Source organism: Arthrobacter oryzae (assembly GCF_031454875.1).
Taxonomy (GTDB): Bacteria; Actinomycetota; Actinomycetes; order Actinomycetales; family Micrococcaceae; genus Arthrobacter; species Arthrobacter oryzae_D.
On the sequence record NZ_JAVDRQ010000001.1, the window covers coordinates 423,954 to 450,249 of the forward strand.

The following is a 26,296-nucleotide window of genomic DNA, read 5'->3' on the forward strand; positions in this document are numbered from 1 at the left end:
TATTTGGCCGCGAAAAAGCGAGTAGTGGCGCCAAAAGTACCTATATACCGGCCGTCGCAGGGCTGCTAATTTCTAAACAAATTACGACGGCGGGCCCTCCGCCGCCGTCAGTGTTGCGGCGAGTCCAAGGGGACGATCAATGGCGGCAGGGGACGGAGCGGCGGAACAGTCACGGCTGGCGGCCGAGCGGATTGCCCGGCTGAAGCGCCAGCTGGCCCACTCCGAACGCGCAGCGGAGACCTGGGGCGCGGGTGCGGACGGGGAACGCCGCACGGCCGGCCGGCTCAGCCAGCTGACCTCGGACGGTTGGTTCCTGCTGCATGATGTCCATTGGCCCGGCCGCCCGCTGGCCAACCTGGACCACGTCCTGGTGGGGCCGGGCGGCGTCGTTGTGGTGGATGCCAAGACCTGGTCCGGCAACGTTGAGGTCGTAGCCGGCGAGCTCAGGCAGAACGGCTACACGAGGAACCCTGCTGTGGATTCTGCCCTGGGGCAGGCGGCTGCCGTGGCTGCCCTGCTCAGTGCACCCCACCGGCACCTGGTCCGGTCCCTGATCTGCCTGACCGGCCAGCCCGACCTCGCCGCGGTGACTGGCTCCGGCGTCGAGGTACTGGGTATCAACTGTGTTGTTGCCCGGATTGCTGCGCTCCCGCCAGTGCTGGATCCGCAGACGGTTGTCGGCGTCTACTCCCATCTGGGGCAGCAGCTGACGCAGCCCCAGCCGCCCGCAGCCCATACCTACCGTGGGCTGCCCACGCAGAGCCCGGCGCGTCGGCCGGGGCCGAAGCCGGTGCACCGCCCCTATCCGGCGCAGTCCCCGAACCCGGAGCAGCGCCCGAACCCGGAGGCGAGGTATCCGTCACCGCTTCCCAGCCGCTATCACGGCCCCGTTGCCGGCGGCACAACTGGCTGGCCATCCCCACCTAACACGCGGCAGCCTTCTCAGTACCCCAGTGGCCAGTTCGGCAGGAACCAATACCGCGGAAGCCGGTACCGCAAAAGCCGTATAGCCGGCGGCTTGTGGGGTCTGCTGATTCTCGGGATTGTGGCGTTGTCGCTCTCCGCACCGCTTTGGGTGCGGTAGCAGCATTGTCATGCAGGCCGGAGGAAGCCGGCTGCATCACAGGTGCATTACGGGTGCTGACGGGAACCCTCGTCGGCGCGGCACGTTGGTAGGCTGGTCATAGCCACTCAAAAGGGGATTCCATGACCAACCAGCCTGCCCCCGGCGATGAGGGGACACCGGAGGGCTACCAGCCCCCGCACTACATTCCGCCGCAGCACATTCCGCCACAGGGGCCACCGCCCACATCACCAAATAGCCCTTATGGCCAGCCGTCGGGACCATACGGCGTAACCTACGGCCAGCCGTCCTACTACGGGATGCCGCCCGAGCCGAAGAACCTGAGCATTGCCAGCCTGTGCTGCGGGATTGCGGTGTTCCTGGGGCTCGGCATCTTCATCCTGCCGCAGATTGCAGCCGTTATCCTGGGCCACATGGGATACCTTCGGGAACCCGCCGGCAGGGGACTGGCCATTGCCGGGCTGGTCCTTGGCTACCTCGGCCTTGCCCTGACGGCCATCGTGCTGACGTTTATCGTGGTGGCAATTTTCGCCGCCGCCAACGCCGGGTACGGCTTCTGACCGCCGGCAGGCCAGCAAGCAAACAGCCCTCAATCCGGCAGCGCCGGTCAGCCCGTCAGTGCCCGCACTGGGTAGCGCCCGGTCAGTCCGTCAGTGCCCGCACCAGTCGGGTGGCGTTTTCTTCCAGCCAGGCGGCCCGTCGCTCAATGACTCCGCCCACGCCGTCGTCCCACATCCGCGCCCAGCCGCCGCCCAGCGTGCGGGCGTTGTGTTCCATCCGCTCGTAAGACAGGCGGACGGCGTCCACGCCGAAGCCCGGCAGCCGCCGTCGTTCGTCTCCGGTCCAGCCGTAGGCGTCAGCGAAAATCCGGAGCCGCCGGAACGGATCCAACTCCTCCCAGCCCGGCCACGCGTCTGCAGGGTCCCGGAGCGCCACCCAGTGCATGGCGGTGTTAAAAGAGTCCTTAAGTGCCGTGCTTGGCCCCGCGAGGTCGAAGTCCACCAGCCCGGCCGCCAGGCCGTCCCGGACCACCACATTCTGCGGAGTCACGTCCAGGTGGCAGACCAGCACTGCGGGGTCACCCTTCGCAGTGTCCTGCCGGACCGGCCGGGGCGGAAACGGATGTACCGCCGGCACGAACCCCGCGGAGGCGGCGTGCAGCCGGCGGACCAAACGGCCCACGGACGCCAGGAGGGCCTCCGACTGCACCCAGGGCTCGGGCACGGGACCGGCGCAGTCGCCCGGCACAAAGGTGAGCACATCGCGGCCCTCCGCATCCCGCCCCAGGAACCGGGGTGCGGCCTCGAAACCGGCATTTTCCAGCCAGTCGAGGTAGTCGGCCACCGCGAAACTCTGCGGCTGGTGCGGGCGGCGGACGGTTCCGCCCACCCGCACCACGCCCTCGGTGACGTCGCCCGCGGGCATGAGTTCGACGTCGGACGCCTCGCCTCCGGCGGGCCGGTAGAGGCGGGAATCCACTGGACTCTGCGTAGCCGGCGGGAGCTGCTTGCTCATGGGGTCAGCGTACGCCGCCCATGAGTTTCCTGATCGCCGGCGAGGCCGCAGCAAGGCCAACGGCGAGCATCATGGCCGTGCCGCCGATTCCCGTGAAGTACGGCAGTTCATCGGCGGGGTTGTACAGGCCGGCGAGGATGCCGGCCAGGGTGGTGCCGAGCGAAACGGACAGGAAGAACAAGGCCACCATCTGCGTGTGGAAGGCCTGGGGTGCCAGCTTGGTTGTCACGGAGAGCCCGATCGGGGAGAGGAAGAGCTCAGCGAGCGTGAACAGGAGCAGGATGCCCACGAGGGCCAGGAGCGGTGTCTTGCCTCCGCCCGCCAACGGGATAAAGGCAAGGAATGCCAGGCCCATCACGAACAGGCCGATGGAGAATTTCAAGGCGGAACCCGGTTGCCTGTGGCCGAGACGGGTCCACAGTGCGGCCATGACGCCGGCGAAGATGATGATGAATACGGGGTTGATGGACTGCACCCAGGCAGCGGGCATCTCCCAGCCAAACAGGTTCCGGTCCAGCTTTTCCTCCGAGTAGACGGCTATGAAGGTGAATTGCTGCTGGAAAAGTGCCCAGAACGCCGCCGAGGCTATGTACAGCGGGATGAACGCCACCACGCGCCTGCGCTCCATTCCTGTGACTTTCCTGCTGCGGAAGATCAGGCCGAAGTACAGTACGGAGGCGCCAATCGCCGCGTAGGCCATGGACATCGCCAGGTTTTCGGCGTTCACGGCACCGGTGGCCAGGAGCACGGCCACTGCGGCGGCGATCCCGGCGAAGATCAGCCCGTACCGGGTCCGCTGCGCGGCCGGCAGCGGATTCGGCACGTGGTGCGCCGCCTCGGGGAGCCTCTTGCGTCCCATTGCGTAGATGCCCAGCCCCAGTGCCATGCCGACGGCGGCGGCGCCGAAGCCCCAGTGGAACCCCTGGCTTTCCTGCAGCCAGCCGGTGACCAGCGGGCCGATCAGCCCGCCTGCGTTGATACCCATGTAGAAGATGGAGAAGCCGGCGTCGCGGCGTTCGTCCTTCTCCCCGTACAGGGTGCCCACCAGCGCGGTCGCGTTGGCCTTGAGCCCGCCTGAACCGACGCCCACCAGGACCAGGCCGGCGATGAGGCCGGGAATGCCCGGCACAAGCGCCAGGGCAATGTGGCCGGCCATGATCAGGACGGCCGAGCCGAACAGGACCCGCTCCGATCCGAACAGGCGGTCGGCCAGCCAGGCGCCAAGAATGGTGGAGAGATACACTCCGCCGCCGTAGGCGCCCACCAGTCCGGCGGCCAGGCCCTGCTCGATTTCGAGGCCGCCCTGTGCGGCGGTGAAGTACATGTAGTAGAGGAGGATGCCCTGCATGCCGTAGAAGGAGAAGCGCTCCCACATTTCTACGGAGAAGAGGCTGGCCAGCATCTTTGGGTGGCCAAAGAAGGACGTATCGCCCGGCGTTGTAGCGGGGCGATCGGATAAATGAGTTGTGCTCATTTACTTAAGGGTGGCACCGCGGCGCGCGATTGTCACATTCCAGGGGACAGGAAGCAAGGCGGACACGCGGTGCAGCCGCCTACGGCGGGTGTTGCCCGTGCCCGCGGGCCTCGCTGCCCCCGTGTCATTGCCCATGCCGCGCCAGGTTTAGAAGCCGATCTGGGCCGCCACTTGAAGCAGCAGGGCTTCGGACCCGCTGGGTCCTACCAGTTGGATTCCCATCGGCAGGCCGGCACCGGGTGAGCCTCCGGTCCAGTGCACGGGAATGCTGATGGCGGGCAGGCCGCACACGTTGACCATGGAGGACCACGGCGCATACTCGCACTGCTTCCGATAGTCACCGTCGGCGTCGCCGGCCCATTCCGCCGCAGGCCAGTAGCCGTCGCCGTGGGAGGAACCCGTAAACCAGCCCACCGGCCGCGGTGCCTGCGCCAGTGCCGGCATCAGGATCAGGTCCCACGCGGCGTACTGCGCAATCGTGTCCCGCTCGAACTGCCGCAGGAAACCCAGGGCCTCGTTCAGTTTGGACACACTCCGCTGCTGCGCCCGCCGCCGGAAGGTGCGGGTCAGCGGGGTCAGGAGTGCCTCGCGCTGCGGCGCTATTCGCGCATTTCCCACCCCGGCAGTCCACGCCGTGGTGAAGGCGTCCGGGTATCGGTTGTCATACCGGACCTCGGTTTCCGCCGTGGTGTGGCCCGCCGCTTCGAGCAGGCGGATGCCTGCGTTGAGGGCGTCGATGGCTTCGGCGTCAGGAGTGAACGGGAAGATGGCCTGCCAGGGGCTGTCCAGGGTCACGCCGATCCGCAGGCGCCGCGGGGGCGCCGCCAAGGACGAGACGTACGTGGTGCTGGGGAGAGTCGCCGGTGCTGCCACGAGTGCGTCGAGCATCAGAGCGGCATCCTCCGCGGACCGGGTCAGCGGACCGGCCACCACCAGCCTGGCCGGATCACCGGTGCTTTCACCGGCCGGGACAAGTCCGCGCCCAGGTTTCAGGCCCACCAGTCCGCAGGCCGCCGCAGGGATCCGGACTGAGCCGCCGCCGTCGGACCCGGGCGCGAACGGCACAAGGCCCGCGGCAACCGCGGCAGCGCTGCCGCCCGATGATCCCCCGGAGCTGCGGCTCAGTGCATGGGGATTGCGCGACGGCGGAGCGATCAGGTTCTCGCTGTAGGCGGTCAGCCCGAACTCCGGAACCTGGGTCTTCCCCAGCGAGACGACTCCCGCCTTCTTCAGCACCGCTGCCAGCGCGCCGTCCACGGGTGCAGGTTTGTGCTCCAGGGCCGCGCTGCCGTGGGTCGTCACCACCCCGGCGACGTCGGTCAGGTCCTTGAAAGCCACCGGCATGCCGTGCAGGAGCGGAAGCTCTTCCGGCGAACGGGAGCGCGGTGATCGGGCGTACAGCGCATCGGCACGTGCGGCGTCGGCCAGCGCCTGCTCCGCGGTTACCGTAATGAAAGCCCCAAGGCCGGGATTCCGCGCGTGGATCCGGGCCAGGAAATGCTCAGTCGCCTCCCTGGCGGAGAGCTTTCCCGAATGCAGAGCGTCACGGAGTCCCACCGCGGAGAGTTCGTGGATTTCAGCCAAGGAAACGTGGCTCCAGCCGCTCTTCCGCCGCAATGGCGGTGTCCCCGGAGGTCTGTCGGGTGACGCGGTATGCCGCCTTGCTGCGCACCTCGCTGACCGCCTCCACAAGGTCAGTGCCGAAATAGACCAGCCCCACGCCGTCGTCCGTGCAGTGCGTTTCGCCGAGCGTGCCGTCGGCCACCAGCCGGTGCACCAGCGGCCGGCGCTGGTCCTCGGAGTCGTAGTGCACGCCGTTGGCGTAGGGCAGGAAGCCCAATGCACTCGTCACCGGACGCAGCTGCGGGCCGAACGAATCCGTGGTGCCGCCCTGATACCAGCAGATGGACCCCGCCGAGACGCCCGCGAGGACCACGCCGCCTTCCCAGGCCCGCCGCAGGATTCCGTCGAGGCCATGGGCCCGCCAGACGGCGAGGAGGTTCACTACCGAGCCGCCGTTGACCCACACGACGTCCTGCGCCATGAGGTGGGCCTCCGGATCCTCGACGCTGGGCATCGTGAACAGGTTCAGGTGGCTGAATTCGAAGCCGGCGATCTTCGCGGCCTGGTCCATTTCCGCATTGAACCAGCGCTGGTCGCCCGCTGCCGTGCCGATGTGGGTGACGCGCGGGGCGCGCCCGGTAACGCCGGAGAGCTCGACGGCGTGATGCAGCAGTGCGTCGAACTCCAGCCGCGAACGCCGGCCGGCCTTGTATCCGCCGGACGTAGCCAGAATGGTGGGCTGTTGGGCTGCCATCGAAGTTTCTCCTTTGCGGTCCCTTTGAAGCGTAACGTGCCTCCGGATTCGGAGCCGCCGCCTCCGGCGAGGGATACGCTGGAGACAGACCTTCATTCTCCGGAGAGGACCTACATGAGCGACTTCGAAACCGTGACCGTCACCGATATTCCCGCCGACGCCAAAATCCTCGATGTGCGCGAGGACTACGAGTGGTCGGCGGGGCATGCCGAAGGTGCCCTGCACGTTCCGCTGGACCAGCTGCCGGCCCGGATCGGCGAACTGGACCCGGACCAGGACCTGTATGTCATCTGCCGCACCGGCGGACGGTCCTTCCGTGCGGCCAAGTGGCTGGTGGGGCAGGGATACTCCGCTTTCAATGTGGCCGGCGGAATGGACCAATGGCTCGAGTCGGGGCTGCCGCTCGTCTCGGACAACGGCCTCAAACCGGTGATCCTCTAGTATTCGCGGCTGCCGCCCGCCGTTTCCAGTGCCGCCCGCCGGGCGGCACTGACCTGATCAATCAAGGACAGTCCATGCCCGCGTTGCCCGTCACGTACACCTTCCTCGGCCCGGAGGGCACGTTCACCGAGGCTGCGCTGATGCAGGTTCCGGGCGCCGTCGAGGCTGTCCGCATTCCCTCCTCCAACGTGAACACCGCGCTGGACAAGGTCCGTGACGGAACCGCAGATGCGGCCATGGTGCCCATCGAGAATTCCGTTGAGGGCGGCGTGACGGCAACGCTGGATGCCATCGCGTCCGGCCAGGAGTTGAGAATCATCCGCGAGGCGCTGGTGCCCATCAGCTTTGTCCTGGTTGCCCGTCCGGGGGTGCAGATTGCCGATATCCGCAAGATTTCCACTCACGGCCATGCCTGGGCACAGTGCCGGCTTTGGGTCGAAGCGAACATGCCCGATGTGGAATACATTCCGGCCTCCTCCACCGCCGCGGGTGCCATGGGCCTGCTGAATGAGGAGGGTGTGCATTACGACGCTGCTATCTGCGCTCCGATCGTGGCCACTGAACAGCCCGGATTGCACGTCCTCGCGGAGAACATCGGGGACAACCCCGGTGCGGTGACCCGGTTTGTCCTGGTCAGCCGCCCCGGAGCACTGCCGCACCGCACCGGAGCGGACAAGACCACGGTGGTGGTTCCGCTCCCGGAGGACCGCCCCGGCGCACTGATGGAGATCCTGGACCAGTTCGCCACCCGCGGCGTGAACCTCAGCCGCATCGAATCACGGCCCACCGGGCAGTATCTGGGCCACTACTTCTTCAGCATCGACGCCGACGGCCACGTGGAGGACGCTCGCGTGGCGGACGCCCTGGCCGGGCTGCACCGGATCAGCTCCGGCACGCGCTTTCTGGGTTCCTATCCCAAGGCTGACGCGCAGAGCCCGGAAGTGGAACCCCACACCTCCGACGAAGCATTCCAGGCTGCACATGAATGGGTTGCGGGGATACTCAAAGGGGCATCCATCGAGCCCGTCCAGGCGCCGCACGGTTCGCCAACAGCTTAGACAAATGCCCGTTCGGGTACTTCCCCGCCTGCAGCGCAGTGCGTATGCTTGCCTGATCCATTGCGGGAAGACCTCTACCGGAAGGAGCGGGTCATGTCAGGATCCAGTACCGACAACGACGGCCAGGGAATGATTGTCAATCCCAAACCGACTGCCGATAACCAGGACTGGGACGGTGACGATGCGGACAGGGCGGATCGCCTGCGCTTCGAAGAGGAACAGGCCATGATCCGCGAACAGTCCGAAGCCCGCGCGGCGGCAAAGGCCGCGGCGGAAGCTGAACAGAAGAAGGCCAGCGCCTGAATCCGGAACCTCCGGGCAGGCTGCCTTCCCGGAGGCCTACGGGGTTGATTCCCCTGCGGCCGTTTCGCCGCCCTTGCTTTCCGTAACCCGAACCAATAGCGATCTCGGCTCCACCCGGACGGTCACGTCGGTGGCTTCTCCGCAAGGGTCGCCGTCGATCTGCGTGGCTACCGGCTCGGCACATTTGATCACGATCTTGCCCGAGCGGTAGTAGCTCATGACCGGCAGGTTCCTTTTGTGCTTGAACATGATCTTCGTGTACATCGCGATCCACCCGATGGCACTGCGCGGGCTCATCACCACCACGTCCAGCATTCCGTCGTCGATCATTGCCTGCGGGATGAAGTCGATGCCGCCCGGGATCAGGCCGCAATTGGCGAACAGCACGCTGCGGATCTTCCGGGATTGTTCGGGCTGGTCGTCCAAGGCGATGGACACCTTCTTGCGCCGTCCGGGCAGGTGCCGGACGCCGGCCTCGGTGTACGCAAGCCAGCCCACTGCCTTCTTCAGCCCGTCGTTGGTATCACCTACCACCTCGGCATCCATGCCCATCCCGGCAATTACCAAAAACGCATGCTCGGACGAGGTACCCGTCCGCGAGTTCCTGATGCCCATGCGGGCCATGTCAATGTGCCGCTGGTGGCCGAACAGGGCGGTCTGGACGTTCCCGTTCAGGTCGTAGACATCCAGGTCGATGTTCCTTGCCAGCAGGTTTCCGGTGCCCAGCGGGATCAGGCCCATGGGCACGTTGGTACGGGCCAGCTTCTCAGCCACCACGCGTACCGTGCCGTCCCCGCCGCCCACGAGGACGACGTCGGCCCCGCTCGCAAGCGCCGCCTCGGCCTGCGAATATCCGGGGTCCTCCGCTGTTGTTTCGAAAAAGACCGGGGCGTCCCAGCCCGCCAAGAGGCAGGCACGCTTAATCAGCGCGGTGGCTTCCGCGGACTTCGCCTTGATCGGGTTCATCACCACGGCCACCGACTGCCGGGACAGGCCCGGATGGTAGGTGTCCTCCTGGACCGCGCTGCGCGTATGGAGCGCCTTGAGGCTCCGCACTCCCCACCAGCTGGAGACCGCGAAAGCCAGGGCCGCAATGATGATGAGGTACAGCAGCCAATCGTTCATGGTGCTCCAACACTATCCCGCGCCGCAGCCCGCACGGCCCACCGCGCCATGGCTGCCGGATTCGATACTCTTGTCTGGTGATCGACGTAAAAGACCTCAGCGAAAATCCGGACAAGTTCCGTGCCAGCCAGCGCGCCCGCGGCGCCGACGAGTCCGTAGTGGATGCGATCATCTCGGCGGATGCGGCCAGGCGCGCAGCATTGATCCGCTTCGAAAACCTCCGCGCCGAACAGAATGTGTTCGGCAAGAAGGTGGCGCAGGCCAAGGGTGAGGAAAAGCAGGCGCTGCTGGCTGAGGTCAAGGTTTTGGCCGCGTCGGTCAAGGAGGCCTCGGCCGAAGCTGACGTTGCCCAGGCCCAGCAGGAAGAGCTGCTGCGAGCCATCCCCAACCTGATCGTGGACGGCGTCCCGGAAGGCGGCGAGGATGACTACATCGTGGTCAAGACCGTCGGCGAACCCCGGGAATTCCCCGATTTTGAGCCGAAAGACCACCTGGAAATCGGCGAACTGATCGGCGCCATCGACATGGAGCGCGGCGCCAAGGTGTCCGGTTCACGCTTCTACTTCCTCCGTGGCGTGGGCGCCCGGCTCGAAATGGCGCTTCTGCAGATGGCCATGGAGCAGGCCATAGATGCAGGATTCATTCCCATGATCACTCCCACCCTGGTCCGCCCGGAGACAATGCAGGGCACCGGTTTCGACGTGAAGCACGACGCCGAGATCTACCGGCTCGCCGAAGACGACCTGTACCTGGTGGGCACCTCGGAGGTGGCCCTCGCCGGGTATCACGCGGACGAGATCCTGGACCTCTCCGCCGGTCCCATTCGCTATGCGGGCCAGAGCTCCTGCTACCGCCGCGAGGCCGGCTCGCACGGCAAGGACACCCGCGGGATCATCCGCGTCCACCAGTTCAACAAGGTGGAAATGTTCATTTACACCACGGTGGAGGAAGCTGCGGGCGAGCACGAGCGCCTGCTGGCCTGGGAAGAGGAGATGCTGGCCAAGTGCGAGCTCCCGTACCGGGTGATCGACACCGCCGCCGGCGACCTCGGCAACTCCGCCGCGCGCAAGTTCGACTGCGAAGCCTGGGTGCCCACGCAGGGCGCCTATCGCGAACTGACCTCCACCTCGAACTGCACTACGTTCCAGGCACGCCGCCTGAACATCCGTGAGCGCGTGCTGAACGAGGACGGGGCGCCGAAGGGAACCCGCGCCGTCGCCACCCTGAACGGGACGCTGGCAACTACCCGCTGGATCGTGGCCATCCTGGAGCACCACCAGAACGAGGACGGCTCGGTTAACGTCCCCCGGGCGCTGCAGAAGTACCTCGGCGGCCTGGAAGTCCTGCCGGTCCTCTCCTGATCCCCTGAGAAATCCCCGTCACGTGGTCGGTTCCCCGGGTGACGCCTGGGGGATTGGTCCATGCGGCGGGGATTTCCGGGGCGGGCGGGCCGCCAACCGCCTCCTGACGGCTACATGACGCGGCGGTAAACACTCACAGTGTGGACAACGCTGTGGGTGTTTACCGGAAGTTAACAGCCGGCTGTGGCATATGTCCTAGCGGCCATCCGGGGCTGTCTGCTCTACTAGGTGAATGACAACATTGACTGAAACCTCAGTCGCTGGCAACGACGACCAGCGAAATAACCGAAACAACAACTCGACCCAGAAGCTGATGGTTGCCCTGGATGTCGACGGCACCCTGGTCAACCACGACGGCCACATGTCGGCCCCCGTCCGTGAGGCCGCCCAGGCGGTGGTCGCGGCGGGCCACGAGGTCATGATCGCCACCGGCCGTTCCCTGAATGCCACCCTGCCCATCATTGAGCAGATCGGGATCGAAACCGGCTACGCCGTCTGCTGCAACGGCGGCGTGACCCTTCGCCTCGATCCGGCGCATCCCGATGGCTACGAAGTCATCCGGAAGGCCACATTCGACCCCGGGCCCGCCCTCCGTGCCCTCCGCAAGCGGCTCCCCTTGGCCAAGTACGCGCTGGAGGACGAGGACGGCAACTTCCTGTCCACCGAACGTTTCCAGGACGCCAGCTTCGGTGTGGAGGCCATCGGTGTGGACTTCCAGACCATGCTTGATGCCACTGCCGTGCGCGTGGTGGTCTTCAGTTCCGAAAACACCTCTGAAGACTTCAACGAGGCCATCAAACACATCGGCCTGGCGGGCGTCACCTATTCGGTGGGCTGGACTGCCTGGCTGGACATCGCCGCCGAAGGGGTGACCAAGGCCAGTGCCCTGGAACACCTCCGCGGCCACCTGAGCATCGGGTCCCACCTCACGGTGGCCATCGGCGACGGCCGCAACGACATCGAGATGCTCACCTGGGCCGCCCGCGGCGTTGCCATGGGGCAGGCCCCGGAAGAAGTGGTTGCCGCGGCGAATGAGGTGACCCTGTCCGTCCACGACGACGGCGCCGCCCACGTCCTGCGCAGCCTCCTTTCGTAGGGGCTGCTTCTTGTTCATCCACAGCGGACCGAACAGTGGCTAGTGGACCTCGAGGATCAGCCGGAGCAGCCGGGCCGCTGCCGGGCGGGCAGCGTGCTCCTCGTTCCATTGCGCTCGCGCCACAGCCTTGCTGACTGCCTGAGTGGTGATCCCAAGTTCCTGGGCAACGGCTTTTTGCTGTCCGCGCACGCCTGGCGTCAGCAGATCGAGGACACGCCACTCTGCCGCGCTGCGGCCATGGACAATGTGGCCGAGCAGCTTCAGTACGGCTTCCGCTTCCGCGGCGAGATCGGCCAACGGGCCGTCGACCGCCACAGGGATGCGTTCCTTGCTGTTGTGCAGCCGGTCCACAGCCCGGCGCGCGTAGATCAGGCCGTGACCCGTGGCGTCTTTGATCTGGTTGGGCAACGGCTCATTAACCGGCCCCACACCAATCCCGACAAACCAGCTGCCTGAGCGGAGAGCCACCAGGGCGGCATCCACGGCCTGGTGCGGACAGTCGACGATGCCCTGGACTTCGTCCTCCACGGACCGGTCAAAATCGAGGCGCGCAGGTATGTGCCGCAGAGCCTTGAGCAACTGCGGTACCCGGTCGCCGTCGCGCCGGCTGTCCGTTTGGTTGATGGTCAGCGTGAACATTCTGGATACACACTACCCGGTGGTACGGATCACTCAAGTGCCCGGAATCGGCGCCTAATCAAGGCGGGTCGCCGAGCTGATCGGGACAGGCGGCAGCGCCTCCGGCTCTGGAGATCCAGCCCGGTGGATGCCGGATTCCGCCATGGCCCGCTGGATTTCAGTGACCAGCCGGTCCGGGGTCCGGTCCGTACTGAAGGTGAAAAACCCCGGCCCTGAGGCGCCGACTCCTGCCGCGAGTGCCGTCGGCGCACCATGGAACACCACGGCGTAACGCCCACTTACGCCCAGCGAAGTCTTGCCGCCTTTCTCCAGGGTCTTAAGCAGGCCGTCCGCTGCGATGCCGACCGGGGCCTCGACGGTCCGCAGCGACCCGGGGTCGATGTCGTGCCAGAAGATGGCGCGGGCTGTGTGCTTCTGCGCGTACCCGTACAACAGCCCGCGGTCGAATACCAGCACCCTGCGGAAGCTCCAGAAAAGGGTGATGCTCCACAGGACCAGTCCGGTCAGGGCGCTCGTCGTGAGGAAGAGCAGAATGTCCGAGAAGAGGGCCGGGTCACGTCCGGTTTGTGGCCGCCCGGTGAGTTCCGCTATGGCGCCGTAAACGAATCCCACGAGCAACAGGGCAGGCAGCCACTTCCACGCGATATGCCAGGAAAGCTCGCTGTGCCTCAGCCGCCCAAGCCTGTCCCCGTAGAGCTTTTCGGCGCGGCGGGTCGGCCAGGTGGTCCCTGTGTCAGCCACGCTGGCCCCCTTGGCCATACAGGCCCGGAAGCCGGGAATGACGTGCAGCGGCATCATCTGCTGCGGTCCGGGCGATGTCCGGATGGACGGGAAGAGGCGGCACGGGAAACCTCCGGTCAAGGGTGAGATGGCGGGTTTTCGGACCGTCCCCGCCGGGGCTGGAGCCGCCGGCCGCGGCGAGGAGTATGAGCAGGATGACCACAGGGAACAGCACCATCCTGGCAAACATGACCCACCCGGCACGCCGGAATCCCGGGCGGCCACCGGCGTCGAAGCGAACCAGCACCGTACCGGTGGCCAGCGATCCGATGGAGAGTCCGCCGGCGCAGCAGAACCCGTACAGCCAGGGCGCCGCGATCCACGCTGAGGCGGCTGCAGCTGCCACCTGGCCTGCGGTGGCCATAACGGAACCTGCCGCGGCTGCGGACGCCACGGCCGCGAGGACGGCAATCAGGCTGAAATCCACTGCCCATGCGCCGAACGTCTGCCAGCCGGTGGCTTCGACCACGGGGATGCCGTTCCCCAGGTTTTTCGTCCGTTTTCGCGCACTCTCCAGGAGTGCAGGGTCTGCGTAGGGTCCCGCTCCTGGCGCTCCCTGGGTTCCTGCCACGGTGGTCTCCCTCTTCCTGCTTCGAATCAACCCTAAGAACTTACCCGCTGCCGAACCACTGCCGCGATGGGCAGGGCAGCCCATTGGATTCGGCCCGCTTTTTGGGCGGGCGCCTGGGATCAGGCGGCAAAGGTTGCCTGTGCCGCCGCCATCTGTTGCGATGGAGCAAGGGCCGCCGCCGCCGCGGCGGCGAACGCGACGTGAGGATGATGATGGCCAGCAGCGTGCAGGACGAACTTGAACTCGTGGACCGCTGGTGGCGGGCGGCCAACTACCTCTCCGTGGGCCAGATTTACCTTCGCTCCAACCCGCTGCTGCGTGAGCCGCTCCGCGCTGAAGACACCAAGTCCCGGCTCCTGGGTCACTGGGGCACCACGCCCGGGCTGAATTTCGTCTATGCCCACCTCAACCGGGTGATCCGCAGGGACCGGCAGCCGATGCTGTTCATCGCAGGTCCCGGCCACGGCGGCCCGGCGGTGGTGGCCAATGCCTGGCTCGAGGGCACCTACTCGGAGATCTACAGCAATGTGGGCGACGACGAGCCAGGGTTGGCAGAGCTCTTCCGACAGTTTTCCTATCCGGGCGGCATTCCCAGCCACGCGGCCCCCGAGACACCCGGCTCCATCAGCGAGGGCGGAGAGCTCGGGTACTCGCTGGCCCACGCCTACGGATCCGTCTTCGATAATCCGAAGCTGATTACCGCCGTCGTGGTCGGTGACGGCGAGGCGGAAACCGGGCCTTTGGCCGCCAGCTGGCATTCACACAACTTCCTGGACCCGGTGGCGGACGGCGCAGTGCTGCCCATCCTGCACCTGAACGGCTACAAGATCGCCAACCCCACGGTCCTGGCCCGGATGCCCGAAGCCCAGCTTGAACAGTTGCTCCGCGGATACGGCCACGAACCGCATTTCGTGACGGTCGACGATCCTGAGGACACGGCCTCCGCACACCGGAACTTCGCCGCGGCGCTCGACACCTGCCTCGCGGAGATCCGCGCCATCCAGGCGGAGCGACGCGGCAGCGCCGCGTCGCCGGACGGCCCGCGTGCCGACGCCGGTGCCGACGCCGACGCCGGTGCCGCCCGGTGGCCCATGATTGTGCTGCGTTCGCCGAAGGGCTGGACCGGCCCCGGGCGTGTTGACGGCAAGCAAGTGGAGGGCACCTGGCGGAGTCATCAGGTGCCGCTGTCCGAGGTCCGCACCAATCCTGAGCACCTTGCCCAGCTGGAACAGTGGCTGGAATCCTACCGGCCGGCAGAACTCTTCGACCACGACGGCCGGCTCCGGTCCACCGTCGCGGAGAACGCTCCCGCGGGGGAGCTGCGGATGAGTGCCACGCCCCACGCCAACGGCGGCATCCTCCTGCGCGACCTGAAGCTGCCGGACTACCGCAAGCACGCCGTCGAGGTGCCCCGGCCCGGTGTGGACCGCGTCAGCGCCATGATCGCCCTCGGCTCCTGGATGCGGGACGTTATTTCGCAAAATCCGGAGACTTTCCGGCTTTTCGGCCCCGACGAGACCGCCTCCAACCGCCTGCAGGACGTCTACGAGGTCACTGACAAGGTGTGGCAATACCGGATCGACGACGTCGACGAGCACCTCGCGCGGGCCGGCCGGGTGATGGAGGTGCTCAGCGAACACCTGTGCCAGGGCTGGCTGGAAGGCTATCTCCTGACCGGGCGGCACGGAGTGTTCAGCTGCTACGAGGCCTTCATCCACATTGTCGACTCCATGTTCAACCAGCACGCCAAATGGCTCAAGGTCCATCGCGGGCTCACCTGGCGCCAGCCCGTGGCGTCGCTGAATTACGTGCTGTCCTCGCACGTCTGGCAGCAGGACCACAACGGTTTCTCGCATCAGGATCCGGGCTTCATCGACCACGCGGTGAACAAGAAGGCCGAGGTCATCCGCGTGTACCTGCCCCCGGACGCCAACACGCTGCTTTCCGTGATGGAGCATTGCCTGGAGTCCCGGGATTACGTCAACATCGTGGTCAGCGGCAAGCAGCCCTCACCCACGTGGCTGGGGCCGGCTGATGCCGCCCACCATTGCCAGCGGGGGCTGGGCATCTGGGAATTCGCGGGATCCGAGGTGCCGGGTGAGGAACCGGACGTGGTGCTGGCCTGCGCCGGCGACGTTCCCACCGTGGAGACGGTTGCAGCCGCCGAGCTGCTCAAGGAAGGGGTGCCGGGGCTGAAGATCCGCGTGGTCAACGTGGTGGACCTGATGCGGCTCCAGGATGCCAGCGAGCACCCACACGGACTGACGTCCAGGGACTTCAACGGCATTTTCACCGCGGACAGGCCGATCATTTTCGCCTACCACGGGTACCCGTCGCTAATTCACCGGCTGACCTACCGGCGCAGCAACCAGGAAGGCCTGCACGTCCGCGGCTACAAGGAAGAGGGGACCACCACCACGCCGTTCGACATGGCCATGCTCAACGGAATCGACCGCTTCCAGCTGGCCATCGACGCCATCGACCGGGTGCCCGGCCTGGCGGAGCGGCACTCCCTGTTCCGCCAGTCGCTGCAGGACCGGCGCATGGGGGCCCACAACCACACCCGCAGCCACGGCGAGGATCTGGAGGAGATCCGCGGTTGGTCGCTCGGCGGCTAGCCGACGAGGTCAGTCAGCTGGTGGGACGGCACATGGATCCAGCCCTCGGTGCGGGCTGCCGCGGCGTGTTCCCCGGCGGGCCGCAGCGTTTGGCCGAGGCTGACGGCCCGGGCCGTGAGGGAGGCGATGACGGCGTCGAACCTGTCGTCCGAGGCTGCCAGGTCATCACGGTGCCCGGAAAGGTCCAGCCAGGGCGCCGCAGCCTCGAGGTTGTCCAGAATGAGGCCCAGCCGCTCTGATTCCGCCGTGCCCCGCCCCTTGTAACCGCGGGCGCTGATTCCCCAGAGCTTCAGTGAGGCGGCGGGGTAGACCTCCGCCAGCCGGCCGGAGCCGTCCCTGGCCTGCGGGCCGTGGTCCCGGGCGATTTTGGCCTGGATAACGGCGCAGCGCATTGCCGGGTGTGCCAGCCGGTCCGCGGAGACGCTGAGCGGGATCAGCCCGGTCCTGCCGGTAACGAACCGATCAGTGTCCCGGTACGCCAGCAGCCGCCGGCCTTCGATCCCGTCGTAATCCAGCACCGGGTGAGCCTCGAAATTCAGGTGCCCCGCAAGGAAGGGAAGGAAAGCGTCCGGCCAGCCCACCGGGCAGTCGATGCCGGTGGCGTCGGCGCTGCCGAACAGGTCCACGATCTCCTCGTCGGTGACATCCAGAGAGAGGTGGACGAGCCGGGCACCGCCGCCGGTCCAGTCGATCACCGCAGCCGCCGTTTTCCTGGTGGCGGCCGCGAGGTCCACGCCCAGCGTCCTCACGGGCGCGCCGGGGTGGAGGTCAGCTGGCTCGGGCGCATGCGAACAATCTATTGGACGCAGGCCATTGGAACACCGGCTCAGACCGCGCGGTAGCGGAGCGTACCGGAAAGCTCTCCCCGGCTTTCGAGGCCCTGGCCGGAGGCGAACCGGGCCCAGGTGGCGCGGAGGGCGCGGCCCTGGGAATTGATCTCGTCCCAGGTGGCACCCTCGAGCAGCCCGGCGCCCTCCCAGGTCCGTCGGTTTCCGAACAGCAGCGGCAGGTCAACGGTGTGCGCGGCGCCGTAGAAGTTCCCCGGCGCGGCCCAGTGCAACACATAGCTGTACGCCTTGCCTCCCGCCCGGGCGTGCCGGCGGGCAAACCTCCGGGCCGGCCGGCCATACACCGCTTCGGTCACGGCGCAGCTGATGCCCTTAACCACCGCGTCGCCCAGGACCGGGATCTTCGCCAGCCGGCTGGCTACGGGACTGCTCGGCAGGAACAGGCGCGCCTCGTCGGAGGTGTGGCCGATCAGGACCTCGATGTGCGGCGCGGTGGTGTTCCACGCGGCCTCGATGCCGTATTCCGGCGGCAGCGGGGCATGCCCATACTGGGTGCCGAACGGCATGGCGGCCATCAGCCCGTACTTCCGGGCCACTTGGGAGACATGGTCCTCGATGGCGACGACATCCATGGCCGGGGTGTCCTCGGTGACGGCTTCCGCTGCGACGCCCATGGCGGCGTTCATTTTCGCCCGGCCCCTGGCAATTCCCAAGGGTGCGCTTTGGATGATGGCGCGCTGGAACAGCGACGGTGCTTCCGGCGTCGCCATAAGGTGGGCGACGGCGTCGCCTCCTGCTGACTGGCCGAAGGCGGTCACGCGTTCCGGGTCACCGCCGAAGGAAACGATATTGCGCTGCACCCACCGGAACGCCTCAAGCTGGTCCAACAACCCCAGGTTTGCGGGCCGGCCCGTGCCGGTGGCCAGGTATCCGAACAGGCCCAGGCGGTAGGTGACGGAGACGACGATGACCCGGTTCTCCGCCACCAGGGACTTGGCGTCGAAGATCGCCAGATCCCCGGAACCGGAAGTGTAGGACCCGCCGTGGAGCCACACCATGACGGGGACCCGCTCGCCGTCGGAAAGGTCGGCTGGAATGGTGATCGAGAGGCGCTGGCAGTCCTCGCTGCCGGGCAGCTCGCCGTAACGGGTGCCAAGGATGTCGTCCAGGAACGGCACTGGACCCTGCGGACACGCGGGGGAGAGCGACGTCGCTGCCCGGACCTCGGTCCAATCCGGAGCACTTACGGGCGGCTGGAACCGGCCCGCGGTGGCGTAGGGGATGCCCGTCGCCCGCACTACGTCGCCGTCCCGCCATCCGGTGACGGGACCGCAGGGAGGATCAAAAGCGGGGGCGGCGTTCATGAGTCAACAATTTCACAAATTCCTGATACACCCCTGGAAACGGCCGAGCGGACACTTGGGGCCTGGACCCGCGCGGGGCGGTTCCGGGTCTCAAGTGTCCGTTCGCGCTCGGAGGGGACAGATTAAACGACGACGGCGGGTGCGGGCTCTCGCGAACCCGGCACCCGCCGTCGAACTGGGCCCACGCCGTCAGGGACGGTGTTTAGCCCACGTCTGTGGGGACTAGTGTGCTGCCGGAACGTAGCGCTTGATGGATGCTTCCAGCTCGGCTTCGGCTGCGGCGCGGTCGCCCCAGCCCTCGGCCTTGACCCACTTGCCCGGCTCCAGGTCCTTGTAGCGCGTGAAGAAGTGCTCGATTTCCTTGATCAGGAATTCGCTGACGTCGCTGACCTCTTTGATGTGGTCGAAACGGGCGTCGGTGGGCACGCAGAGAACCTTGGCGTCGCCGCCGCCGTCGTCCGTCATGTTGAAGACGCCGATGGGGCGGGCTTCAACAATGACACCCGGGTGCAGATCGAAGTCCTGCAGGAGCACCAGTGCATCCAGCGGGTCGCCGTCTTCGCCAAGGGTGTTCTCGAAGAAACCGTAGTGGGTGGGGTACTGCATGGAGGTGAACAGGACGCGGTCCAGGCGGACGCGGCCGGTCTCGTGATCGACTTCGTACTTGACGCGTGATCCCTTGGGGATCTCGATTGTCACGTCATGCTTCATGGAATGCTCCTCGACTTCAGGGTGTTCGCGGCACACAGGACGGACAACAAAAGGGGTGTCGGTGCCGCCGACTACTATTGAGGATATAGCGATAGGCCCAGGTTTCATGAACTAGTGGGGACATTTCAGGACTAAAGGACCAACAGCAGCATGAAACGCATGATGAGCCGCGCGGCCAGCCTTCCCTGGTTCGCCGCCATCAGGCGGCACCTGCCCCTGGCAATGCTGTCCATCCTGATCGTGGCGCTCGCCGTGCCGGCGGCCATGCTTGTCGCGCCCTCCTTCGCCGGCTTTGGCCCGAAGCCCGAGGCCACGGAGTCAGCTGTACCCGCCTGGCAGCAGGTTCCGAGGGACCTGTCCCTCCCGCAGGGCATCTCGCCCCTCAAGGATTCGGCCCCCGTTCCCTGGCCGGACACGCTCGCCGCCCAGCTCAACGCCACCCTGAAGACCGACGGCGGCGGAACGTTTACGGGCGTGGTGCAGGACGCCGCCACCGGCCAGGTGCTCTTTGACCGCGGCGGGGCGGACAGCAGGGTTCCGGCGTCGAACATGAAGCTCCTGACAGCCGCCGCAGCGGTCCGCGCCCTCGGGCCGGACCACCGCTTCACTACCAAGGTGATAGCCGGCACCGAAACCGGATCAGTGGTCCTCACCGGCGGCGGAGACGTGCTGCTCGGCGCGGGGGAGTCCGCGCCGGACAACGTCATGGGCCACGCCGGGCTGGCCACCCTCGCCCAGCTCACGATTAAATCGCTGCAGGAAAAAGGCATCAAGGGTCCGGTGCAGGTGCGGCTGGGCGACTCCCTTTTCACCGGTCCGGCCCTAAACCCGACCTGGAGCCCGGACGACGTGGCTGCCGGCGAGACCGCCCCGCTGTTCCCGCTGGCTCTCAATTCCGCCCGGTACGACCCCTCCGTCACCACCGGACCCCGCCCGCAGGACGCGGCAATGAACGCGGGCGAGGCGTTCTCCGCCCAGCTCACGGCGGCCGGTGCCGCCGCCGGCCTGACTGTCACTCCCGGCGTCGTACGCGGCCAGGCCCCGCAAGGCGCGGACGCGGACGCAAAACCGGTAACGTCAAAAACGGCAGCCTCAAAAACGGCCGACGGCGATGCGGCTGACAAAGATCCGACCGACGGCGGCGCCAAGGCCGATGCGGCTGACAAAGCCGCTGCCGCCCGCCCGGGCCAGGTGCTGGCCGAAATCCAGTCAGCCACGGTGCGCCAGCAGGTGGACCTCATGCTGCAGACCTCGGACAACTACCTGGCCGAAGTACTGGGCCGGATGGCTGCCGTCGCCGCGGGGCAGCCCGGCAGTAACGACGGCGCCACCGCCACCGTGTACAAGCAGGTCCAGGACCTGGGCATCTCCACGGACGGCCTCCGCGTGGCCGATGTCTCGGGCCTGTCGCTGGGCAACCAGGTGTCGGCCCGGCAGCTGTCCGACGTCGTCCGGGCCATTACCTCCGGCGCCGAGCCCAGCCTGCGGGCCGTAATCGGCGGCTTTCCGGTGGCAGGACTCACCGGCACGCTTGGCAGCAGGTACACGGACGCGTCCACAGAGGGCGGTGCCGGACTGGTGCGGGCCAAGACCGGGACCCTGAACTCCGTGATCGCCCTGAGCGGCTATGTTGTGGACGCCGACGGACGCCTCCTGGTGTTCTCCTTTATAGGGAACGGACTGGCACCGGGCGCTGCCGGAAACAAAGCGGCGCTGGACCGCACGGCGACGGTCCTGGCTTCCTGCGGATGCCGCTAGCTGTCTGAAGCGGAGCCCAGCTGCACGGTTGCTTCATGCGCCGCCTGCGTTCCATCCGGGCTGCGGACGGTTCGCCGGACAGCGAACTTAAGGCGCAACCCCAGGGTGCTGTGATCTGATGGGGGCTATGGAGTCAACTGGCGATTCATCAGCACAGGCCCAGGCACTGATCAACTGGGAGCTCGCAGCCTCAACAGCCGCCCGCCTGGCTCCGGCGGGCCCCTCGCTGGGGTCCTCCGAAATCGGGGCGGCCGTGGAGAACCTGCGCCTCATGGCGGACATTTCCGTACCCCACGTCCACGACATCACCGGACTGGAAGCGGCGCGCGACCTCCGTGATTCCTCGGTGCTGGTGGTGGACCGCGCCTCCTGGGCCAGGGCCAACACCCAAAGCTTCGCCGTCATGCTCAAACCCGCCATGGAAAAGATGCTGGAAAGCCGCCGCGGCTCCATGAGCCCGGGCGCGCTGGCAGTCAGCGGAGCCATCACCGGAAGCCAGCTGGGCGCCGTGCTCGCCTTCCTTTCCAGCAAGGTCCTGGGCCAGTACGATCCCTTTGCAGCCCTGGCCGAGGGGTCCACTGCCCCCGCCGCCGGCCGCCTCCTGCTGGTGGCACCGAACATCATCCACGTGGAGCGCGAACTCAATGTGGCCCCCGAGGACTTCCGGCTCTGGGTCTGCCTGCACGAACAGACCCACCGGGTGCAGTTCGCCGCCGCACCCTGGCTGCGCCACCACATGCTGAACGAAATCGACAACCTCAGCGAACACCTGCTGGGCAACGTCGACTCACTCCTCGAGCGTGCGTCGGCTGCGGCACGGTCGCTGAAGGACCGCACGGCCGCCGGAGCAGCTCCGGGGCGCGGCGCCATTCTGGACCTGCTGCAGGACCCCGAGGAAAAGGCCTCCCTCTCGCACCTGACAGCCGTGATGAGCCTCCTGGAAGGCCACGCCAACGTGGTGATGGACGCCGTGGACGCCAGCATTGTTCCGTCCGTCAAGACCATCCGGCAGCGCTTCAACGCCCGCGGCAAGGACCGCGGTGTCGTGGAGAAGTTCATCCGCAGCCTGCTGGGCCTCGATGCCAAGATGCGCCAGTACACCGACGGCGCCAAGTTTGTCCGCGCCGTAGTGGACGTGGCCGGCATGGAAGGCTTCAACCGGGTCTGGGAATCGGCCGGGAACCTCCCCACCGAGCCGGAGATCCATGACGCCAAGCTCTGGCTCGAACGGATGGGGCTCTAGTCACAGTGCCGAGCGTCCCAGAAGCTGCCGCCGGCGCCTCCCCGTCCAGCGCAACAACCACCGCAAAAACCGGACGACGGCGGCCCGGCCGGCTGTCGCCCGTCGTCGGCAAGGCGCGCAAGATGCTGCAGAACGCCCTGGCCGACGCCGGCTACCCTGAACGCGTGCTCGTCGCCTGCAGCGGCGGCCCGGATTCCCTGGCCCTCGCGGCCATCGCGTCCTACTTCGGCCGCCGCGGCCACGTGGACGGCCACCCCGTTTCGGTGGGCGCCGTCGTCGTGGACCACCAGCTGCAGCCCGGCTCCGCCGGCGTGGCCGACCAAACGGCCGGCGTCCTCCGGGACCTTGGGCTCTCTCCCGTGGAAGTGCGGCAGGTTGACGTCGCATCCACCGGGATTGGCCCCGAGGCTGCGGCCCGGGACGCACGGCACGCCGCCCTGGAAGACGCCGCCGCCGAGGCCGGAGCCGGCGTGATCCTCCTCGGCCACACCCTGGACGACCAGGCGGAACAGGTGCTGCTGGGCCTTGCCCGCGGCTCCGGAACGCGCTCGCTGGCGGGAATGCGGCCGGTCCGCGGGCTTCTGCTGCGTCCTTTCCTGGGCCTCCGCCGTGCCGACACCCTGGAGATCTGCGCCGTCGAGGGCCTGGATCCGTGGCACGACCCCAGCAACACCGACCCGTCCTTCGCGAGGTCCCGCACCCGGGTGGAGGTCCTGCCCCTGCTGGAGGAGAAGCTCGGACCCGGTGTCGCCGAATCCCTCGCCAGGACGGCAGCCATCCTGCAGCTGGACGCTGATTACCTCGACGACGTGGCGAACAGCACTTACGAGCAGTTGGCTGAGCAGTCGGGGGCCGAAATCAGCCTGCCCGAAACGGCGCTGGGCGAACTTGCCCCCGCCATCCGGTTCCGGGTCATCGCCAAGGCGGCCGCCGCCGTCGGAGGCCAGCAACCGAGCTATCAGCGGCTGCTTGCAGCGGAGGCGCTCCTGCGCCGGCAAGGTTCCGCCGGCCCAGTGGAGCTTCCCGGCGGCGTAAGAGCCTACCGGTTGTCGCTGGCGCAGATCCTCGCCGGCGAAGGGCAGAATCAGGCCGGCCCTGCGCAGGATGCTGCCACCGGCGGTCCCCGCGAGGCCGCGCGCTGTGGGAAGCTAGTATTCCGGCCTCAAAGGCCGCCCCAAAAATAGTCGCACCCGCATCTACACAGGAGCCATTGGTGGATTCAAACGACGTCCAGGCAGACCTTAAGCACGTTCTCTACACCAAGGATCAGATCCAGCAGCGGATTACCGAGCTCGCTGCACAGATCGACAAGGACTACGAGGGCCGGGAGCTCCTCATCGTCGGCGTTCTGAAGGGCGCAGTCATGGTCATGGCAGATCTGGCACGGGCACTTCACAGCCACGTTTCCATGGACTGGATGGCAGTGTCCTCCTACGGTTCCGGGACCCAGTCCTCCGGTGTTGTGCGCATCCTCAAGGACCTCGACACGGACCTCATGGGCAAGGATGTGCTGATCGTTGAGGACATCATCGACTCCGGCCTGACCCTGTCCTGGCTCAAGACCAACCTTGAATCCCGCGGCACCGCCTCGGTGGAAATCTGCACCGCCTTCCGCAAGCCCACGGCTGCCAAGGTTCAGATCGACGTCAAGTACGTCGGCTACGACATCCCGAACGAATTCGTCGTCGGCTACGGCCTGGACTACGCCGAAAAGTACCGCAACCTGGATTTCGTGGGCACCCTGGCGCCCCACGTCTACGAATAGGTTCACCATCGGGGCACCCTCCCGGTCCCGGCCGGGTCCTGTAATGGGTCCCGGCCCTGCCCCGCTACGCCTAGAGGGAACTTTTGCCCTGCATCGTGCGTGAATCACTCCGAACGGTGTATAGCTAGAAGCTGACGCAGCACCACACGCGCGCAGACCAGTCGCCGTGCAGCACTACCAGGAGGGACGGGGCCAGCCCCCGATCAGATGAAAGCTAAGAGTTTCTTCAAGGGCCCGGGCATCTGGATCGTAGTTGTGGTCGGAATGCTCCTGCTGGCCTTTGCCACGCTCGCTCCCGGCGGGTCGACCCGGATCGATACGAAACCGGGCCTCGAGCTCCTCGCGGACAGCGGCAAGGTGGAACAGGCCAAGATCTTCGACGCGGAGAACCGCGTGGACCTGGTCCTCAAGGACAACCTGGTAATCGACGGGCAGGACAAGGGCAAGAACGTCCAGTTCTTCTTCGTCAATGCCCGCGCTGCCGATGTGGTCAAGGCTGTCACGGATGCCAACCCCTCCAGCGGCTTCACGGACCAGCCGATTGAAAACAACTGGTTCTCCGGGTTGTTCTCCCTGCTGGTGCCCGTCCTCCTGCTGGGCGTCCTCTTCTGGTTCCTGCTCTCCCGCATGCAGGGCGGCGGATCCAAGATCATGCAGTTCGGCAAGTCCAAGGCCAAGCTGGTCAACAAGGACATGCCCCAGGTGACGTTCAACGACGTCGCCGGCGCAGACGAAGCCGTGGAAGAGCTCCAGGAAATCAAGGAATTCCTCCAGGAACCGGCCAAGTTCCAGGCCGTCGGCGCCAAGATCCCCAAGGGCGTGCTGCTCTATGGCCCTCCGGGCACCGGCAAGACCCTGCTGGCCCGCGCCGTCGCCGGTGAAGCGGGCGTGCCGTTCTTCTCGATCTCGGGCTCCGACTTCGTCGAAATGTTTGTCGGGGTGGGTGCGTCCCGTGTCCGCGACCTCTTCGAGCAGGCCAAGGCCAGCTCGCCGGCCATCATCTTCGTGGACGAGATCGACGCCGTCGGCCGTCACCGCGGTGCCGGCATCGGCGGCGGGAACGACGAACGCGAGCAGACCCTCAACCAGCTCCTGGTTGAGATGGACGGCTTCGACGTCAAGACCAACGTCATCCTGATCGCCGCCACCAACCGTCCTGACGTCCTGGACCCGGCGCTCCTGCGCCCGGGCCGCTTCGACCGCCAGATCACTGTTGAAGCGCCGGACCTCGTGGGCCGCGACCAGATCCTGCAGGTCCACGCCAAGGGCAAGCCGATGGCTCCCGGCGTCGACCTGAAGGCTGTTGCCAAGAAGACACCCGGCTACACCGGCGCGGACCTGGCGAACGTCCTCAACGAGGCCGCACTGCTGACAGCCCGCTCCAACGCCAACCTGATTGACGACCGCGCCCTCGACGAAGCAATCGACCGCGTGATGGCCGGCCCGCAGAAGCGCAGCCGGGTCATGAAGGAACACGAGCGCAAGATCACGGCTTACCACGAAGGCGGACACGCCCTGGTGGCTGCCGCCCTGCGGAACTCCGCCCCGGTCACCAAGATCACCATCCTGCCCCGCGGCCGCGCCCTGGGCTACACCATGGTGGTTCCGGAGAACGACAAGTACTCCATCACCCGCAACGAACTGCTCGACCAGATGGCGTACGCCATGGGCGGCCGCGTGGCCGAGGAAATCGTGTTCCACGACCCCTCCACCGGAGCCTCCAACGACATCGAGAAGGCCACCGCGACCGCCCGCAAGATGGTCACGGAATTCGGCATGAGCGAACGCGTCGGCGCCGTGCGCCTCGGCCAGGGCGGCGGCGAGCCGTTCCTGGGCCGCGACGCCGGCCACGAGCGCAACTACTCCGACCAGATCGCCTACATTGTGGACGAGGAAGTGCGCCGCCTGATCGACCAGGCCCATGACGAGGCGTACGCGATCCTCACCGAAAACCGCGACATCCTGGACTCGTTGGCCCTTGAGCTCCTTGAGCGGGAAACCCTGAACCAGGCCGAGATTGCGCACGTCTTCCGGGACATCCGCAAGCGGGACTTCCGTGAAGTGTGGCTGTCCAAGGAAACCCGTCCGGTGCAGAGTGCCGGGCCGGTGGAATCCCGCCAGGAGCGGGCCGAGCGCGAGGCCCAGGAGGAAGCCAAGGAAGCCCGGCTGGAGGAGCCGCTGGACGCGGAGCCGCCGCACCCGCAGGGCGTCGCAGGACAGGAGACCTTCGGGGGCGGTGTTACGGACGTCGGCGCCGGCGGACCGCATCCCGGCTAAGCTTCTGC

The 26,296-nt window shown here is 66.9% G+C and carries 24 protein-coding genes; 13 read left to right on the forward strand and 11 right to left on the reverse strand.

Annotation, left to right across the window (positions count from 1 at the left end; translation table 11 throughout):
• Positions 1–139: 139 nt before the first annotated feature.
• Both J2805_RS02005 and J2805_RS02010 read left to right on the forward strand, forming a co-directional pair.
• On the forward strand, positions 140–1,084 hold the full coding sequence (locus J2805_RS02005; protein WP_309968345.1) for an NERD domain-containing protein: 945 nt from the start codon (positions 140–142) through the stop codon (positions 1,082–1,084).
• Between the two features lie 122 nt (positions 1,085–1,206).
• The gene (locus J2805_RS02010; RefSeq protein WP_309968348.1) at positions 1,207–1,644 is read left to right on the forward strand and encodes a DUF4190 domain-containing protein; all 438 of its coding nucleotides are present in this window, start codon (positions 1,207–1,209) and stop codon (positions 1,642–1,644) included.
• Between the two features lie 82 nt (positions 1,645–1,726).
• Here J2805_RS02010 and J2805_RS02015 read toward each other — a convergent pair whose 3' ends face one another.
• The 4 genes from J2805_RS02015 to J2805_RS02030 all read right to left on the reverse strand — a co-directional run bounded on the left by J2805_RS02015 (position 1,727) and on the right by J2805_RS02030 (position 6,390).
• A complete protein-coding gene (locus tag J2805_RS02015; RefSeq protein WP_309968351.1) occupies positions 1,727–2,599 on the reverse strand; it encodes a phosphotransferase in 873 nt (290 codons plus the stop codon).
• Positions 2,600–2,603: 4 nt separating this feature from the next.
• Entirely contained in the window at positions 2,604–4,073 is a 1,470-nt protein-coding gene (locus J2805_RS02020; RefSeq protein ID WP_309968354.1) for a peptide MFS transporter, read from the reverse strand.
• Between the two features lie 147 nt (positions 4,074–4,220).
• Positions 4,221–5,657 carry an amidase gene (locus tag J2805_RS02025; protein WP_309968356.1) on the reverse strand — a complete coding sequence of 479 codons (1,437 nt, stop codon included), beginning with the start codon at positions 5,655–5,657 and terminating at the stop codon, positions 4,221–4,223.
• Positions 5,650–6,390 (reverse strand): Type 1 glutamine amidotransferase-like domain-containing protein, encoded by a 741-nt coding sequence (locus J2805_RS02030; RefSeq protein WP_309968359.1) that lies wholly within the window; start codon positions 6,388–6,390, stop codon positions 5,650–5,652. The genes J2805_RS02025 and J2805_RS02030 overlap by 8 nt, the downstream gene beginning before the upstream one ends.
• A gap of 114 nt (positions 6,391–6,504) precedes the next feature.
• Between J2805_RS02030 and J2805_RS02035 the strand changes: the two genes are divergently transcribed.
• From J2805_RS02035 to J2805_RS02045, 3 genes are all read left to right on the forward strand, one after another.
• Positions 6,505–6,831 (forward strand): rhodanese-like domain-containing protein, encoded by a 327-nt coding sequence (locus J2805_RS02035; RefSeq protein ID WP_309968364.1) that lies wholly within the window; start codon positions 6,505–6,507, stop codon positions 6,829–6,831.
• 74 nt (positions 6,832–6,905) lie between these two features.
• Entirely contained in the window at positions 6,906–7,889 is a 984-nt protein-coding gene (pheA, locus tag J2805_RS02040) for a prephenate dehydratase (protein ID WP_309968367.1), read from the forward strand.
• Positions 7,890–7,982: 93 nt separating this feature from the next.
• A complete protein-coding gene (locus tag J2805_RS02045) occupies positions 7,983–8,192 on the forward strand; it encodes a hypothetical protein (protein ID WP_214951831.1) in 210 nt (69 codons plus the stop codon).
• Between the two features lie 36 nt (positions 8,193–8,228).
• On the opposite strand, the gene J2805_RS02050 is transcribed toward J2805_RS02045, so the two are convergent.
• Positions 8,229–9,317 carry a diacylglycerol/lipid kinase family protein gene (locus tag J2805_RS02050; protein ID WP_309968370.1) on the reverse strand — a complete coding sequence of 363 codons (1,089 nt, stop codon included), beginning with the start codon at positions 9,315–9,317 and terminating at the stop codon, positions 8,229–8,231.
• 77 nt (positions 9,318–9,394) lie between these two features.
• Between J2805_RS02050 and serS the strand changes: the two genes are divergently transcribed.
• The gene (gene serS, locus J2805_RS02055; RefSeq protein WP_309968374.1) at positions 9,395–10,678 is read left to right on the forward strand and encodes a serine--tRNA ligase; all 1,284 of its coding nucleotides are present in this window, start codon (positions 9,395–9,397) and stop codon (positions 10,676–10,678) included.
• A gap of 232 nt (positions 10,679–10,910) precedes the next feature.
• Positions 10,911–11,774 carry an HAD family hydrolase gene (locus tag J2805_RS02060; protein ID WP_309968376.1) on the forward strand — a complete coding sequence of 288 codons (864 nt, stop codon included), beginning with the start codon at positions 10,911–10,913 and terminating at the stop codon, positions 11,772–11,774.
• A gap of 39 nt (positions 11,775–11,813) precedes the next feature.
• Here J2805_RS02060 and J2805_RS02065 read toward each other — a convergent pair whose 3' ends face one another.
• Genes J2805_RS02065 through J2805_RS02075 form a run of 3 tightly spaced genes read right to left on the reverse strand, consistent with a single transcriptional unit; the run spans position 11,814 to position 13,764 of the window.
• Positions 11,814–12,413, reverse strand: a complete 600-nt coding sequence (locus J2805_RS02065) for a MarR family transcriptional regulator (protein ID WP_309968379.1) — start codon at positions 12,411–12,413, stop codon at positions 11,814–11,816.
• A gap of 54 nt (positions 12,414–12,467) precedes the next feature.
• Positions 12,468–13,154 carry a hypothetical protein gene (locus J2805_RS02070; RefSeq protein ID WP_309968383.1) on the reverse strand — a complete coding sequence of 229 codons (687 nt, stop codon included), beginning with the start codon at positions 13,152–13,154 and terminating at the stop codon, positions 12,468–12,470.
• Positions 13,147–13,764 (reverse strand): hypothetical protein, encoded by a 618-nt coding sequence (locus J2805_RS02075; RefSeq protein WP_309968385.1) that lies wholly within the window; start codon positions 13,762–13,764, stop codon positions 13,147–13,149. Before J2805_RS02075 ends, J2805_RS02070 begins: the two co-directional genes overlap by 8 nt.
• A 209-nt stretch (positions 13,765–13,973) precedes the next feature.
• Here J2805_RS02075 and J2805_RS02080 point away from each other — a divergent pair, with 209 nt between their 5' ends.
• Entirely contained in the window at positions 13,974–16,382 is a 2,409-nt protein-coding gene (locus J2805_RS02080; RefSeq protein WP_396134180.1) for a phosphoketolase, read from the forward strand.
• Here J2805_RS02080 and J2805_RS02085 read toward each other — a convergent pair.
• The 3 genes from J2805_RS02085 to J2805_RS02095 all read right to left on the reverse strand — a co-directional run bounded on the left by J2805_RS02085 (position 16,379) and on the right by J2805_RS02095 (position 19,245).
• The gene (locus J2805_RS02085; RefSeq protein ID WP_309968391.1) at positions 16,379–17,131 is read right to left on the reverse strand and encodes a DUF429 domain-containing protein; all 753 of its coding nucleotides are present in this window, start codon (positions 17,129–17,131) and stop codon (positions 16,379–16,381) included. The two genes, J2805_RS02080 and J2805_RS02085, sit on opposite strands and share 4 nt — an antisense overlap.
• A gap of 77 nt (positions 17,132–17,208) precedes the next feature.
• Complete coding sequence (locus J2805_RS02090; RefSeq protein ID WP_309968394.1) at positions 17,209–18,534, reverse strand: carboxylesterase family protein; 1,326 nt, start codon at positions 18,532–18,534, stop codon at positions 17,209–17,211.
• A gap of 222 nt (positions 18,535–18,756) precedes the next feature.
• On the reverse strand, positions 18,757–19,245 hold the full coding sequence (locus J2805_RS02095) for an inorganic diphosphatase (protein ID WP_214842693.1): 489 nt from the start codon (positions 19,243–19,245) through the stop codon (positions 18,757–18,759).
• Between the two features lie 150 nt (positions 19,246–19,395).
• On the opposite strand from J2805_RS02095, the gene dacB reads away from it, so the two are divergent.
• The 5 genes from dacB to ftsH all read left to right on the forward strand — a co-directional run bounded on the left by dacB (position 19,396) and on the right by ftsH (position 26,288).
• Positions 19,396–21,003, forward strand: a complete 1,608-nt coding sequence (dacB, locus tag J2805_RS02100; RefSeq protein WP_309968401.1) for a D-alanyl-D-alanine carboxypeptidase/D-alanyl-D-alanine endopeptidase — start codon at positions 19,396–19,398, stop codon at positions 21,001–21,003.
• A 127-nt stretch (positions 21,004–21,130) separates the two neighbouring features.
• Entirely contained in the window at positions 21,131–22,246 is a 1,116-nt protein-coding gene (locus J2805_RS02105) for a zinc-dependent metalloprotease (protein WP_309968405.1), read from the forward strand.
• Between the two features lie 122 nt (positions 22,247–22,368).
• Entirely contained in the window at positions 22,369–23,430 is a 1,062-nt protein-coding gene (gene tilS / locus J2805_RS02110; RefSeq protein ID WP_309969097.1) for a tRNA lysidine(34) synthetase TilS, read from the forward strand.
• Positions 23,431–23,459: 29 nt separating this feature from the next.
• Positions 23,460–24,011 (forward strand): hypoxanthine phosphoribosyltransferase, encoded by a 552-nt coding sequence (hpt, locus tag J2805_RS02115; RefSeq protein ID WP_011690021.1) that lies wholly within the window; start codon positions 23,460–23,462, stop codon positions 24,009–24,011.
• Positions 24,012–24,218: 207 nt separating this feature from the next.
• Positions 24,219–26,288, forward strand: coding sequence for an ATP-dependent zinc metalloprotease FtsH (gene ftsH / locus J2805_RS02120; protein ID WP_309968413.1), 2,070 nt, complete (start codon positions 24,219–24,221; stop codon positions 26,286–26,288).
• The last annotated feature ends 8 nt before the right edge of the window (positions 26,289–26,296 follow it).

Coding starts and splice junctions, on each gene's coding strand:
- J2805_RS02065 (WP_309968379.1), bottom strand. CDS start 12,413: ATGTTCACGCTGACCATCAACCAAACGGACAGCCGGCGCGACGGCGAC.
- pheA (WP_309968367.1), top strand. CDS start 6,906: ATGCCCGCGTTGCCCGTCACGTACACCTTCCTCGGCCCGGAGGGCACG.
- J2805_RS02045 (WP_214951831.1), top strand. CDS start 7,983: ATGTCAGGATCCAGTACCGACAACGACGGCCAGGGAATGATTGTCAAT.
- J2805_RS02090 (WP_309968394.1), bottom strand. CDS start 18,534: ATGAACGCCGCCCCCGCTTTTGATCCTCCCTGCGGTCCCGTCACCGGA.
- dacB (WP_309968401.1), top strand. CDS start 19,396: ATGAAACGCATGATGAGCCGCGCGGCCAGCCTTCCCTGGTTCGCCGCC.
- tilS (WP_309969097.1), top strand. CDS start 22,369: ATGCTGCAGAACGCCCTGGCCGACGCCGGCTACCCTGAACGCGTGCTC.
- J2805_RS02080 (WP_396134180.1), top strand. CDS start 13,974: ATGATGGCCAGCAGCGTGCAGGACGAACTTGAACTCGTGGACCGCTGG.
- ftsH (WP_309968413.1), top strand. CDS start 24,219: ATGAAAGCTAAGAGTTTCTTCAAGGGCCCGGGCATCTGGATCGTAGTT.
- J2805_RS02060 (WP_309968376.1), top strand. CDS start 10,911: ATGACAACATTGACTGAAACCTCAGTCGCTGGCAACGACGACCAGCGA.
- J2805_RS02030 (WP_309968359.1), bottom strand. CDS start 6,390: ATGGCAGCCCAACAGCCCACCATTCTGGCTACGTCCGGCGGATACAAG.
- J2805_RS02010 (WP_309968348.1), top strand. CDS start 1,207: ATGACCAACCAGCCTGCCCCCGGCGATGAGGGGACACCGGAGGGCTAC.
- J2805_RS02050 (WP_309968370.1), bottom strand. CDS start 9,317: ATGAACGATTGGCTGCTGTACCTCATCATCATTGCGGCCCTGGCTTTC.
- J2805_RS02095 (WP_214842693.1), bottom strand. CDS start 19,245: ATGAAGCATGACGTGACAATCGAGATCCCCAAGGGATCACGCGTCAAG.
- J2805_RS02005 (WP_309968345.1), top strand. CDS start 140: ATGGCGGCAGGGGACGGAGCGGCGGAACAGTCACGGCTGGCGGCCGAG.
- J2805_RS02105 (WP_309968405.1), top strand. CDS start 21,131: ATGGAGTCAACTGGCGATTCATCAGCACAGGCCCAGGCACTGATCAAC.
- J2805_RS02020 (WP_309968354.1), bottom strand. CDS start 4,073: ATGAGCACAACTCATTTATCCGATCGCCCCGCTACAACGCCGGGCGAT.
- J2805_RS02035 (WP_309968364.1), top strand. CDS start 6,505: ATGAGCGACTTCGAAACCGTGACCGTCACCGATATTCCCGCCGACGCC.
- J2805_RS02015 (WP_309968351.1), bottom strand. CDS start 2,599: ATGAGCAAGCAGCTCCCGCCGGCTACGCAGAGTCCAGTGGATTCCCGC.